The sequence below is a fragment of the Wolbachia pipientis genome (assembly GCA_023052945.1).
Taxonomy (GTDB): Bacteria; Pseudomonadota; Alphaproteobacteria; order Rickettsiales; family Anaplasmataceae; genus Wolbachia.
In genome coordinates, this window is record CP095495.1 from 212,104 (window position 1) to 225,494 (window position 13,391).

13 protein-coding genes and 2 pseudogenes are annotated in these 13,391 nt (G+C 33.6%); 8 read left to right on the top strand and 7 right to left on the bottom strand.

Annotation, left to right across the window (positions count from 1 at the left end; translation table 11 throughout):
* Positions 1-194 precede the first annotated feature (194 nt).
* Both MWH06_00950 and MWH06_00955 read left to right on the top strand, forming a co-directional pair.
* Positions 195-344: a hypothetical protein gene (locus MWH06_00950; protein ID UPA55264.1), complete on the top strand. Its 150-nt coding sequence runs from the start codon at positions 195-197 to the stop codon at positions 342-344.
* A 111-nt stretch (positions 345-455) separates the two neighbouring features.
* Positions 456-1,169 (top strand): lipase family protein, encoded by a 714-nt coding sequence (locus MWH06_00955; protein ID UPA55265.1) that lies wholly within the window; start codon positions 456-458, stop codon positions 1,167-1,169.
* Here the strand turns inward: MWH06_00955 and MWH06_00960 are convergent.
* Positions 1,166-1,981 carry a transposase gene (locus MWH06_00960; GenBank protein ID UPA55266.1) on the bottom strand — a complete coding sequence of 272 codons (816 nt, stop codon included), beginning with the start codon at positions 1,979-1,981 and terminating at the stop codon, positions 1,166-1,168. The two genes, MWH06_00955 and MWH06_00960, sit on opposite strands and share 4 nt — an antisense overlap.
* Here MWH06_00960 and MWH06_00965 point away from each other — a divergent pair.
* Positions 1,949-2,446, top strand: coding sequence for a hypothetical protein (locus tag MWH06_00965; protein ID UPA55789.1), 498 nt, complete (start codon positions 1,949-1,951; stop codon positions 2,444-2,446). The genes MWH06_00960 and MWH06_00965 overlap by 33 nt on opposite strands.
* 43 nt (positions 2,447-2,489) lie before the next feature.
* On the opposite strand, the pseudogene MWH06_00970 reads toward MWH06_00965, so the two are convergent.
* Positions 2,490-3,309: pseudogene (locus MWH06_00970) on the bottom strand (3'-5' exonuclease).
* A pseudogene (gene era, locus MWH06_00975) lies at positions 3,302-4,185 on the bottom strand (GTPase Era). Before era ends, MWH06_00970 begins: the two co-directional pseudogenes overlap by 8 nt.
* 759 nt (positions 4,186-4,944) lie before the next feature.
* On the opposite strand from era, the gene MWH06_00980 reads away from it, so the two are divergent.
* Positions 4,945-5,760 (top strand): transposase, encoded by an 816-nt coding sequence (locus MWH06_00980; protein ID UPA55267.1) that lies wholly within the window; start codon positions 4,945-4,947, stop codon positions 5,758-5,760.
* Between the two features lie 216 nt (positions 5,761-5,976).
* Here the strand turns inward: MWH06_00980 and MWH06_00985 are convergent, their stop codons facing one another.
* Both MWH06_00985 and grxC read right to left on the bottom strand, forming a co-directional pair.
* Positions 5,977-6,849: a hypothetical protein gene (locus tag MWH06_00985; GenBank protein ID UPA55268.1), complete on the bottom strand. Its 873-nt coding sequence runs from the start codon at positions 6,847-6,849 to the stop codon at positions 5,977-5,979.
* Positions 6,850-6,964: 115 nt separating this feature from the next.
* Positions 6,965-7,315, bottom strand: coding sequence for a glutaredoxin 3 (gene grxC / locus MWH06_00990; GenBank protein UPA55269.1), 351 nt, complete (start codon positions 7,313-7,315; stop codon positions 6,965-6,967).
* 68 nt (positions 7,316-7,383) lie between these two features.
* Here grxC and ribF point away from each other — a divergent pair, with 68 nt between their 5' ends.
* From ribF to MWH06_01010, 4 genes are read left to right on the top strand one after another with little or no spacing between them, the layout of a single operon-like run.
* Entirely contained in the window at positions 7,384-8,316 is a 933-nt protein-coding gene (gene ribF, locus MWH06_00995; protein ID UPA55270.1) for a riboflavin biosynthesis protein RibF, read from the top strand.
* The gene (gene lspA, locus MWH06_01000) at positions 8,313-8,789 is read left to right on the top strand and encodes a signal peptidase II (protein UPA55271.1); all 477 of its coding nucleotides are present in this window, start codon (positions 8,313-8,315) and stop codon (positions 8,787-8,789) included. Before ribF ends, lspA begins: the two co-directional genes overlap by 4 nt.
* Positions 8,790-8,818: 29 nt before the next feature.
* Entirely contained in the window at positions 8,819-10,159 is a 1,341-nt protein-coding gene (locus MWH06_01005; GenBank protein UPA55272.1) for an insulinase family protein, read from the top strand.
* The gene (locus MWH06_01010) at positions 10,146-11,465 is read left to right on the top strand and encodes an insulinase family protein (protein UPA55273.1); all 1,320 of its coding nucleotides are present in this window, start codon (positions 10,146-10,148) and stop codon (positions 11,463-11,465) included. The genes MWH06_01005 and MWH06_01010 overlap by 14 nt, the downstream gene beginning before the upstream one ends.
* On the opposite strand, the gene purN is transcribed toward MWH06_01010, so the two are convergent.
* Both purN and MWH06_01020 read right to left on the bottom strand, forming a co-directional pair.
* Positions 11,459-12,025 carry a phosphoribosylglycinamide formyltransferase gene (gene purN, locus MWH06_01015; GenBank protein UPA55274.1) on the bottom strand — a complete coding sequence of 189 codons (567 nt, stop codon included), beginning with the start codon at positions 12,023-12,025 and terminating at the stop codon, positions 11,459-11,461. The two genes, MWH06_01010 and purN, sit on opposite strands and share 7 nt — an antisense overlap.
* Before the next feature lie 200 nt (positions 12,026-12,225).
* Positions 12,226-13,041 carry a transposase gene (locus tag MWH06_01020; protein UPA55275.1) on the bottom strand — a complete coding sequence of 272 codons (816 nt, stop codon included), beginning with the start codon at positions 13,039-13,041 and terminating at the stop codon, positions 12,226-12,228.
* Positions 13,042-13,391 lie beyond the last annotated feature (350 nt).

A 13,391-nucleotide genomic window follows, 5' to 3' on the forward strand; every position in this document is an offset into this window, starting at 1 on the left:
TTTGCTTGCTAGTGCATTATAACTCTACTATTTATTCTATGGAGGTAAAATTTTTTTATTCTAACAATAGTAATTGAAAGGAAAAGAAACTATAGCTATGTTAAAAAAATAAATTATGAAAAATACTATTGAAATAATATCAATCTACATTATAGTTAAATAAATTGTTTAGCTGATAGTAGATTGAGGTAGTTATGGATTTTAGTTTTTTACGCAATTGGTTTACCACAAACACTAGTGTAGGTGATGTAAGCTCAAAGTTAGACAATGCTGAACAATCAAACTCTTCTTTAATAGGGGACAACATAGAAAAAGACGATGCATTTGAGATTATTGAAGATTAAGAATTTATAAACCCTCGCGACCCAAATGAAATACATTCTTTACCTTCTTCTCACCAGATAGATGAAAGTATTGTAGAAATTGCAGGGTTTAATAAAGAGAAATTATTAGAAATGAGTAATTTCTCTAAAATAAGCTATGGTGATGACGACAATAAGTTAAGTGAAAAAAGATGCAACACCTTAGCTGAAGAATTATACAAAACTGGATTTGAAGTTACTACGGAAGGTTATGAAATTATTCCATCCCCTGAAAAAATGTATAAAACTAGAGCTGAACTTATCAGCGAAGGTTATGAAATTATTCCATTTGGTAATAGCTTTGAAAAAGATGCTGGTCACGTTTTTATAAAAGGTAAAGAAATAACAATAGCTTACCATGGTACTCGTCTGAGCCATAGTGTAAACGATGGAATCACTGATGCAAATGTACTTTTTACTACTTCAGAACTTTTACCTGAAGGTGGAAGAATGCATAGAGGATTTTATAATTCATTTACGGATTCATGGCCTAATCTTTATGGCATTTTGAAATCTTATGCTGAAAAACAAGAATCAGAAATCAAAGATTTTAAAATCAATCTCACAGGTCACAGTATGGGAGGAGCTATTGCTAAGATAGCTGCTTTATGCCTCAATAAAACAGAAGGAGCTGAAGATGTTCATGTTGCAACTTTTGGTGATCCACGAGTTTTTGATCTTACTGCTAGTGAATTTTATAATGATGTTCTTCAAGAAAAAACCATTAGAGTAACTCAACATAAGACCTGCTGCGAATCAAGCGATAAAAAAAAGGAAAGGAGGGTGACTAAAATCAAGGTTAACTAAAAGACGTGCTTAAGATTTACAATACCAGCAATAATATTGAACCTCAGGTTATATTTTTTCTGAAAATTGCGATAAACATTCGACATAATCTTAAATATCTTTATCTCTCGGATCTTGTTTTCTACTCTCATTCTAAATGATGCTAATCTTCTATTATGCTCTGGAGTTAATGGCTTTTTACGATACTTTTTATATGGAATTATAACATTGCTTTGCAATTTTTGCCAACCTTGATATCCAGAATCGGCATGTTTTATGCTATCAAGTGGTAAATATTTTTCTTGTTTCCTTATGCGGAAATCACTAATTCTACCACGGTATGACTTTGACACTGATAAAATTCTTCCTCCTTCTTCGATAATAATCTCAGTTTTCATAGTGTTGGTTCTTTTTTTTCCTGAATATGATTTCTTCCGTTTTTTACTATCTTCTGGTCTCTGTATTTGCTGTTCTGTAACATCAGCCAAAATCTTCAGTATTTTTTCTGGCGTCATACTTCTATCTTTTGTTATAGTCACTTTTTTGGCGAGTAATGGCTCTATTCTCTTAAGTAACCTACATACATTTGCGTTGTGTACATTGAATAGGCATCCTAAAAATCTATGTGTTATGTAAGTGCGATAGTACAAAATTACGCAAAACAACTTATCTTCCAGAGTTGGTAGTTTTGATCTTCTACCATGACACTTTTTCTGTTTTTCCCATCCAGACCTCACTTTTTCCACTACTTTTTCGAACTCCTCTATAGTTAAACCTGTTATATTACGAAAGTTTCTTGGGTGTTTTTTCATATTATAGTAACTAAAGCTCATTTTTTTTCCTTACTTGATCTGCTTATTCTTCTTCTACCTCTCTCACATCATTTTTTCAATCACCTTTTTCAGCAGGTCTATAGACAAGACCCAGTACCAGCGGTATCACCTGGTATTTGTGGTTATGCTCATGTAGGTGCACAATTGAGAATATCAGTACCTGAAGGATATTTTGTTCATCAAATAGATGGTTATCATGAAGCCATTAAAATAATGGATGAGAATGACTTCCGGTCAAACAATAATGTTTCTCTCTTTTACTACCCTTCGAGAATATTAAGTCGAATTAACTGTGCAGTTCTAGGTAATGCTCAATATTATGCTGCAAAATTAGGGGGTTATATTTTAGGTGGATCAAACTTCTTTGAGAAAGTGAAAAAAGAATACCAAAATGATAAATTTGAAGTATTGGAAGTTGAGCAAATAGCACATGAAAATTCCTCATCTATTGCAATGGGCGGATAGCTGCCATTATGGAGCAATTGTTAGATTGCTCCATAATATCTATTCATTTAAATTCAATATAAAAGTTTCCACCACAACCATTCCTCTTTAAATTTTTTTAGATGTTCTTTTTTTTCGCACTCTAAAAGCAGCTCTTCCACGCTTTTGTTGTAGCTTTCAGTAGTAATCCTTCCCTGATGATGCATGAACCTCAAGTAAATCAAATAAGTGTTAATCACATCTGTTTCACAATAATCTCGAATCTCTTGTATCTTGCCGCTATCATATAAGCCCATAACTTGTGACCCATCAACTCCAATCTTACCAGGAAGATTAAATGCTGCACAAACTTCGTTCATTTTTACTCTCGCAGAGGCTCCAAAATCAGAGAGAGATTCAAGCAAATCACAATGCCAATCACTACTATATCTCTGATTGTAACTATTCCACTTATCGCCAGCTTTATGAAAGTATTCTGCTTGAATGCCATGGACCATAGCACGATACTTCAGCACTGGTATATCAAAAGTGCGTCCGTTGAACGAAACTAATCTTGGCTTTTTCTCTGATATGTAGTTAAAAAATCCTTTTACTAGCTCTTTTTCACTGGAATTTAGTGTGCCTCCAGATCTTATTTCTTGCAGTGTAAACACTTCGTAACCGCTCTGATAGCTTATATTACAAAGTAAAAAACTAATAACTACAATTTGGTGAAAAGGCTGGCGCAGAAAAGAGTTTTGCCCGTTTGTTATTTCGAGATGATATTTTGTTAATGCATCCCTCTTCTCTTCTACACTACTATTGTCACTAATATTGAGTAAATTCTTGCAGGAATTTACATCTGGTATAGTTTCAATATCAAATACCAATAAAGAATTAAGCATTGCCTATATACTCCTCCGGACGGTCTATCCAAGGTCGCACTTTTACAAACAAAAAGAGATGAACTTTGCACTCAAATAATTTTTCTAGTTCAGCACGCGCTTCGATATTAATTTTTTTAATATTACTGCCATCTTTCCCTAGCACTATTTTTTTATGACTATCTTTTAACACAAATATGATCTGTTTTATGACTAAACTCTTATCTTTTTTTTCCTCAAATTGTTCAGTTATAACAGCAGTAGAGTATGGCAATTCTTCACGCAGGTTCAAGAATAATTTTTCTCTCGTAATTTCTGCTGATAAAAAATCTGCTGAGGAATCGGTTATTTGATCTTCTTCATAAAACCAGGGGCTCACCGGTGCAACTTCAGACAAGTAATTCATCAAATCAGAAAGGCCATCATTCTTTAATGCTGATATCGTAAACACCTTTTCAAATTTATAAAGCAAATTCAGATGCTCATGAGCCATCTTGAGTTCTGGCCTTTTACCAAATCAGTTTTATTGATAACCAAAATGCATCTGCCTTTTGTGCGCTGCAGCCGCATAAATATAGTCTTAATTCTTTCTATGTTTTTCAAATAATTGCTTACATCAACAAGCAACAAAGTGATGTCATCACCCTTGATTGCTGACCATGCAGATTTGACCAAAGCTTTCTCAAGTTTTGTTTCTGCTGAAAATATTCCCGGAGAATCAGTAAAGACAATTTGTGTGTTATTGCATATTGCAATACCCCTTATCTGCGTCCTTGTTGTTTGCACTTTGGGGGTAACAATTGCAATCTTTCTGCCTATGATGCTGTTAATTAATGTAGACTTCCCAGCATTTGGTAAGCCAGCTATGGTTACAAATAAGCATTTTTGTTCTTTCACAAAGGAAATTATAAAGAAAACTGGATGACAGTGTCAAGCACTGGAATCTCGGCAACCCCTACGTCATACCGCCGCGGTATCTCTAGATCCCGCTAACACGTAGCGGGATGACGAATATACCGCCACGAACCGTCATACCGCCGCGGTATCTTAGCCGCTAACAAGTAGCGGGATACTTGACCTTTACAGGGATGACGGTTGTCGTTTAGCTATAAACATTAAGAAATTCACCAAACGAAAAAAAAGGCAAAAGAAGCCCTAGTCACTGTTTATTGTCAGTATTGGCGTTTTTTAAGTCTTAAACACTGCAATTTAGCTGCTTTTAAACGGCAACTAACCTTAGCTTTAATATTTAAGAAATTTACTAGGCAGAAAAAAAAGGCATAGAAAACCCGTGGTAGCTAGTTATTACACTCTCTATTTTAAAATTTGACGTTGGGTGATGTCTTGAACGCTTTATAAGCGCGTTTCAGCTTATGTAGGTAAAAACCTAGAAATTTTATAAAGACATACGGTGCACATAGTGCAAAAAATTAAACAATAGTACGCCAAATACAAGTTTTCTTGTCATTTTAATCTGCTGCAGAGATTGCGAAGTTAAATAAAATAGCTTCACTTTCATGATAAGGGGGCTGGCAGAGGGTGTCAAGCTATTTTTTGCATTTAATTTTAGGTTTCTATAGACCTGCTGAAAAAGGTGATTGAAAAAATGATGTGAGAGAGGTAGAAGAAGAATAAGCAGATCAAGTAAGGAAAAAAATGAGCTTTAGTTACTATAATATGAAAAAATACCCAAGAAACTTTCGTAATATAACAGGTTTAACTATAGAGAAGTTCGAAAAAGTAGTGGAAAAAGTGAGGTCTGGATGCGAAAAACAGAAAAAGTGTCATGGTAGAAGATCAAAACTACCAACTCTGGAAGATAAGTTGTTTTGCGTAATTTTGTACTATCGCACTTACATAACACATAGATTTTTAGGATGCCTATTCAATGTACACAACGCAAATGTATGTAGGTTACTTAAGAGAATAGAGCCATTACTCGCCAAAAAAGTGACTATAACAAAAGATAGAAGTATGACGCCAGAAAAAATACTGAAGATTTTGGCTGATGTTACAGAACAGCAAATACAGAGACCAGAAGATAGTAAAAAACGGAAGAAATCATATTCAGGAAAAAAAAGAACCAACACTATGAAAACTGAGATTATTATCGAAGAAGGAGGAAGAATTTTATCAGTGTCAAAGTCATACCGTGGTAGAATTAGTGATTTCCGCATAAGGAAACAAGAAAAATATTTACCACTTGATAGCATAAAACATGCCGATTCTGGATATCAAGGTTGGCAAAAATTGCAAAGCAATGTTATAATTCCATATAAAAAGTATCGTAAAAAGCCATTAACTCCAGAGCATAATAGAAGATTAGCATCATTTAGAATGAGAGTAGAAAACAAGATCCGAGAGATAAAGATATTTAAGATTATGTCGAATGTTTATCGCAATTTTCAGAAAAAATATAACCTGAGGTTCAATATTATTGCTGGTATTGTAAATCTTAAGCACGCCTTTTAGTTAACCTTGATTTTAGTCACCCTCCTTTCCTTTTTTTTATCGCTTGATTCGCAGCAGGTCTAAGTAAGTTTTTTCGTTTCTGCGGGCTACTTGAATAACGGCTACAATGTTTGTACAGCTATGTACATAGTGCTGGAACCCAAAAAAAGAACCAAGTAGCTTGGGCTACTTGGGTGACAGAAGGTAATACAAGAAGTCTATTGGCTCTCGTATACCTTAATGAAATTTAACAAGTTTATCTATAGTTTTAGTGATGATTCTTGGAGTATCCGGAGAAACTGCTGAGCTCAGCTTATTTAACCTCTCTATAGCAAACTCGCTATTCTCGTTTGTTATGAAATCACATAAAATATTTTCTATGTCCTTAGTAATACTTTCATGCTTTCTCAGAGGATGATTATGTGGATACCTACTGATGGTTTTGATACTGGAATACTCAACAAAAGCTTGATCCTTAAAGGCAAGTTGTCTTAATTTCTCTTTGAATTTTCCTTCTTCCTCTTTTGCTAAAAGGCGAGACTTTATCAGTGATTTTACAATCAAATTTATAGCTTGATGTATTTCAGAATGCACTATAACTTTAATGGTATTTTCTTCTACTATACAATCATAAATATTTTTTTCGCTCTGTAACGACTCTATTAATGTCTTGCTACTTTGTGAATTCAATTCCAAATTCTCTTCACTCATAGGAGTTATTATGAAGGTGTTCTTACTCACTCTGATGTTAAATTGTGGAGAGCCTTCAGAAAAAGAAAATGCTACATTCTTAGATTCAAGTGCGTGATTGTATACAGCAAAAAGGGTGTGTGCTATAACACTGCTGGGCACCTTCATTCCATGTTTACTCAGGTGGTTCAATACATTTTCAACCTCATAATATGTAAAGTCTGTATCTTTTAGCAATTCAACAACTTCTTTGCCGTTGTGCTGTTTATACTCTATTCTCACTTCTTCTGTAAAAAGTGTTTTAGCTGCTATATGTTTATCAAGCACTGTGAAAATCTTGATGAAATTCTCTAAATCTTGTTTGTTAACTAATTCGATACTAATTAATTTTCTGCTAATAATTGAAATATTTTTTGTCATTTTTTCCCACTAAAAAAACTCACTCAATGAATTGTATTTTTAATTCATTAAGAATTGTTTAAAGTGAGCATACTAGTTTTCATTTATGTATTACACGACAAAACAAGATAAAAAGTTACATAAAATCATCATGTGGTATAACACACTCTCCACATTCATCATTGCTGTTTGTGTAGGTTGTGACATCAGTGTGATTGTCATTATTATTTAGCATATCATCCAACTTTCCTTCTTTTTCAAGATCCATCAATTTGTCACACCCCCCAATGTGCTTATCGTTAATAAAGATCTGTGGAACTGTTCTAACGTTATACTTTGATTTTATGTCGTTAAATAGATCTGAGTTTTTGAGCGCATCGATTTCTTCATATTTCACACCTTTTTTATCCAGTAACTCTTTTGCTTTTTTGCAGAATGGGCAGTGATGCTTTACATATATTATAACTTTTCCTTTAGTATTTTTCACAATTTATCTCCGTAGCTTGCTAAAATATAGTTATTATATATAAGAAACATGTAAAAACATCAAATTGTATGAAAATTATTTATAATTGTGAGCAAGGGATAGAAAATAATATAGCACTAACCTTTGGAAATTTCGATGGCATTCATTTAGGACATGAATTTGCAATTTCCACTCTAAAGAAGGTAGCACAAGAAAGAGGATTACCCTCTGCAGTTTTAACTTTTGAGCCTCACCCATCAACTGTTTTATTTGGTAGAAACAATTTTAGGTTAATAGACCAAGAACAAAAAAAGGAACTAATCAGCAGCTATGGTATAGATTACTTGTATATTATTAATTTTAGTAGAGGTTTTTCTGAGGTTAGCTGCGATAACTTTATCAGTGAGATTTTAATAGATAAATATGGCGTTAAACACATAATTGTCGGAGAAAATTGCACTTTTGGTCATAAACGATTGGGTGATATATTAACTCTAGAGAAATATTCTGAAACATATGGATACTCTTTGACTAAATTAGAGCCATTAATAATTGACGGCAAAATTTGCTCTTCTTCTTCAATCAGAGAGTATGTACAAAGGGGCGAAATAGAAATTGCTAATAAATTACTTGGTAGACCTTATCAAGTTTCTGGTGTTGTGACAAAGGGTGCGTGTAGAGGTAGAGAAATAGGATTCCCAACCATAAATATTCCTATAGAAGATTGCATGATAAAACCAAAATTTGGTACATATTACGCTAAAGTGATGTTTTCTTATAATAACCCAAATTGGTTATATGGAGTAGTCAATATTGGTATGAGACCTACATTTAAGGATCTGAAAAAGCCTATAATAGAAATGCACATATTCGATTTTGATGAAGACGTATATAATCATAAAGTTAATATACAACTTTTAAAATTCATAAGGTCAGAAAAAAAATTCCATAGTATTGAGGAGTTAACAAAACAGATAAATTATGATATACTTAAAGTTTATAGGTTAAAGGCAAATTTATGAAAAAGTTATGCTTAATTGTTATATTAATTATAGTATTGATTGACCAAACGAGCAAATTGTACATAAACTCATTGATTGATGAGGGAGAATCAATTGAGATCGCTAGCTTTATAAAGCTAGTTGAAGTTTGGAATTCAGGCATTAGTTTTGGAATGTGTAGCGCTTTACCGCATGGCGGTTTCTTTTTTTCAGCACTTTCAATACTAATAATTGGTATACTTGCATACTTGATATACAAGTCTGATGATCAGTCAACTTACCTTGGGTTTTCTCTGATGATTGGTGGAGCAATCGGAAACGTAGTTGATAGGATTTATTGGGGAGCTGTATATGATTTCATATATTTTCATATTGATGATTGGTATTGGCCAGCTTTTAATTTAGCGGATTTATCTATAGTTTGTGGAATGTTTACATTGTTATATAAGTGGTATATATACGATATGTTTATTTCTAAACAAAATGAGGAGTAAAATAATTGTTTTTATATTAGGTCGAAATAATGCTTCATAAGTTTTTTAGTTTTCTTATACTACCTGCACTCTTTTCTACTTACCCAATTTCTTTGAAGGCTTTAAGCATAGAGCACGACATAAAACATGCTAAACTCAGTAACGGACTAGATGTCTATGTTGTTCCTAATCATCGGATTCCAGCCGTTTTACATGCAGTAATATACAAAGTTGGGGGAATGGATGATCCAATTGGCAAAGCAGGATTGGCTCACTACTTTGAACATTTAATGCTTGAAACTACAGGGAAGTTCACAGATATAGAAGCCACTATGAGTAGCATTGGGGCCCAGTTTAATGCGTTTACTACTAAGGAATATACCTGTTACTACGAATTAGTCCTTAAAAATGACTTACCACTGGCAATGGAAGTTGAAGCAGACAGAATGGGCAATTTTAATGTTACTCAAGATAAAATAGAAAGAGAAAAAAACATTGTACTGGAAGAGAGGAAGATGAGATTTGATAATCATCCTAACAACTTATTACGGGAAGAAATGAATAGTGCATTTTACCGTAATGGCTATGGTAGATCTGTTATTGGCTGGGAGAGCGATATTAAAACTTACAATCAGGATGACATAGTGAGGTTTCATAATAACTATTATCACCCCGGCAATGCAATATTATTGATTGTTGGTGATGTGGAATTTGATGAAGTTGTGAAGCTAGCAGAAGAAAAATATGGTAACATTAAGTCTAAGGCAGTAATTAGGCATTATCCAAATCAGGATCCAGTGCATAATGCAGGCTTATCGGTGATTTTAGAGAGCACTGAAGTAAAAGAACCAGTTTTATATTTTCGTTATCGTGTTCTCTTATTTGAGCACATAAATGAAGCTTTTGCTGCTCATTTAGCGGTTGACATTTTAGGTGGCGGCAAGTCCAGCAAGTTATACAAAGATTTAGTTCTAGACAAAGACGTAGCGGTGTCTGTATTTGCTGAGTATGACAGCTTAACTTTTAGTGATGGCTACATTGATATTCAGGTCATTCCAAAAAGTGGCGTTAATTTAGATATTGTTGAAAGAGAGTTAGATAATGCTATTAATAACTTCATGTCTAAAGGAATAACGGATGAGGAGTTGCAAAGCTCAAAATATAGGTATAAGGCAGCACAATTTGATAATCTATCTAGCTTAGGCAATATAGCATTTTTCTATGGCTCACGCTTAGCACTTGGTATTCCACTTGATGAAATAGATATTACGTACAGCAAAGTAAATGATGTTAATCTAGAGGATGTAAATAATAAAATCCGTGTTATTTTTTCTGCTAATAAGTTAATTGGCCGTTTATTACCAAAAGGAGATGATAATGAGAATAAGTAAATTTGTACTTCTATTTTTTTTCTGCCTAAGCTTTAATTTACAAGCAAGTGGTAACTTAAATATAGAGGAGATCACCACCCGTAAAGGGTTTAAGTTTCTATTTGTTGAAAACTGTGATTTACCAAAAGTTTCACTAAATATATCGTTTAAAGATGCAGGTTATGCATATGAAAATGTAGAAAAACAAGGGCTTGCTTGGTTTACTTCTCTTATAGTTCAAGAAGGGGCAGGAAAAAATGATGCCAAAGATTTTGCGAAAAAGCTTGAAGATAAAGGGATTAGTCTACGTTTTAGTGCTGATTTAGAAACGTTTGGAGTTTCGTTGGATACTCTGTCTGAGAATTTAGAAGAAGGTATTTCACTACTTAGCGACGCTATAATGCGTCCTAAAGTTGACTCTGAAGGGTTGAATAGAGTTTTCGAAAAAGCCAAAGTTGATTTTAATAATCTTGAAAAAACCCCTTTTTTTGTTGCTGGAAAAGAATTGGAAACGTTGTTGTTTAAAAAACACCCTTACTCAAAAAGTATGTACGGTACTCTTGACACTAGAGTGAGCATTACTAGAGACGATGTTTTAACATACATAAAGCGTAATTTTGCTAAAGATAACATAGTTATCAGTGTTGCTGGTTGTGCAAAAAAAGAAGAAATTATTACGTTGTTAGATAAATATTTATCTAAATTGCCGTCAAAAAGATCAAAAGTTAGAAAAATACCTGTAAAAAATAATTTTGGTTCTGCAGAAAGTAAAAATATTTTTATGGATATACCACAGAGTGTGATACTTTTTGCTCAAAAAGGTATAGCTTATGAAGATCCTAACTATTATAACGCTGATGTCTTAATTGATGCACTTGGTAGCATGAGGCTGAATTCAATATTAATGACAGAACTGAGGCAAAACTTGGGTATTACTTATGGTGTTTATGCAAGTATTATTCCCAATAAACATGGAAATATTATATATGGATTTATGAATACTGATAGTTCTACTGCTGGCAAAGCTATATCAGCGGTAAAAGATACATTGAGCAGAATAAAAAAGGAAGGAATTGATGAGCAGTTGTTCAAGGATGCAAAAACCAGTTTAGTAAATAACTTTACCTTTTTCCTGTCCAATAACACAAATATAGCAATGCTGCTTGATGATATGCAAATAAATGATCGTGATGTTAACCATATAAATAATTATGCGAATATCATTAATGACGTTAAATCAGAGAAAGTAAACGAACTGGCAAGTTCTTTACTGGAACCCGAAAATTTATTTTTTGTTGAAGTTGGAAAAAACACTCAAGGTCAATAATTAATACTTTCTGCTATTGATCTTACTGCTTCTACATAACACTTATGCTCCTCAGCTAGAATGCGTTCTGAGAGGCTTTGAATATCATCAGCTGGTAACACTGGCACAGCAACTTGAGCAATTATGGCTCCAGCATCAATTTCAGGAGTGACGTAATGTACAGTACAGCCTGCGATTTTTACTCCTGCTTTTAGAGCTTGCTCTTGAGCATTTAGGCCCTTAAAGGACGGAAGTAGAGAGGGATGAATATTTATCACCTTGTTATTCCATTTACTGAGAAAATTAGCTTGCAGGATTCTCATAAACCCTGCAAGGCAAATTAAATCAACCTTATGTTGAACAAATATTTCGTGAATTTTATCAGCATCAAGTGGTTTATCTCTAACAATAAACGCTGGCACTCCTGCTTGTTCTGCTATTTTTAGGCCAGCAGCTTCGCTATTATTTGTGATAGCGCACACAACTTCTGCAGGAAAATTACGATCTTGACATGCCTCTATCAAGGCCTGCATATTTGATCCCCTGCCTGAAATTAGTATCCCAAGTTTCACCTTTTTCATTTTGTGCAATTGATTTGGTGTAATAATTAATGTTAACAAAATAACTCAAAAAGTAAATCTATAGCTAAAGTGACTTAGGTTTACCAACGATTTGAAAAACAACAAATTCGTCATTCCGCTACTTGTTAGCGGAATCTATAGACCTGCTGCGAATCAAGCGATAAAAAAAAGGAAAGGAGGGTGACTAAAATCAAGGTTAACTAAAAGGCGTGCTTAAGATTTACAATACCAGCAATAATATTGAACCTCAGGTTATATTTTTTCTGAAAATTGCGATAAACATTCGACATAATCTTAAATATCTTTATCTCTCGGATCTTGTTTTCTACTCTCATTCTAAATGATGCTAATCTTCTATTATGCTCTGGAGTTAATGGCTTTTTACGATACTTTTTATATGGAATTATAACATTGCTTTGCAATTTTTGCCAACCTTGATATCCAGAATCGGCATGTTTTATGCTATCAAGTGGTAAATATTTTTCTTGTTTCCTTATGCGGAAATCACTAATTCTACCACGGTATGACTTTGACACTGATAAAATTCTTCCTCCTTCTTCGATAATAATCTCAGTTTTCATAGTGTTGGTTCTTTTTTTTCCTGAATATGATTTCTTCCGTTTTTTACTATCTTCTGGTCTCTGTATTTGCTGTTCTGTAACATCAGCCAAAATCTTCAGTATTTTTTCTGGCGTCATACTTCTATCTTTTGTTATAGTCACTTTTTTGGCGAGTAATGGCTCTATTCTCTTAAGTAACCTACATACATTTGCGTTGTGTACATTGAATAGGCATCCTAAAAATCTATGTGTTATGTAAGTGCGATAGTACAAAATTACGCAAAACAACTTATCTTCCAGAGTTGGTAGTTTTGATCTTCTACCATGACACTTTTTCTGTTTTTCCCATCCAGACCTCACTTTTTCCACTACTTTTTCGAACTCCTCTATAGTTAAACCTGTTATATTACGAAAGTTTCTTGGGTGTTTTTTCATATTATAGTAACTAAAGCTCATTTTTTTTCCTTACTTGATCTGCTTATTCTTCTTCTACCTCTCTCACATCATTTTTTCAATCACCTTTTTCAGCAGGTCTTATGTTGAGATACCACGGCGGTATGACGTGGGGAAACCTTTCTTGGGTTAGCTATATTTCAGAGTGCTCCTGTTATGAGCTGATGTCCAACTGTCATTTTACAGCTTAGCTTGCTTAGGTAATGCAGAAATAAGAGGTGCCTAATATAAACCAGCCTAAATCAACTTTAATGTTTGGATATCGTACTATTTTACATAACATGCCATCATGAATATATATTTTTATGATTGCGTTATCATTTATTTAACAAAGTATTAGTATAATCTATTTA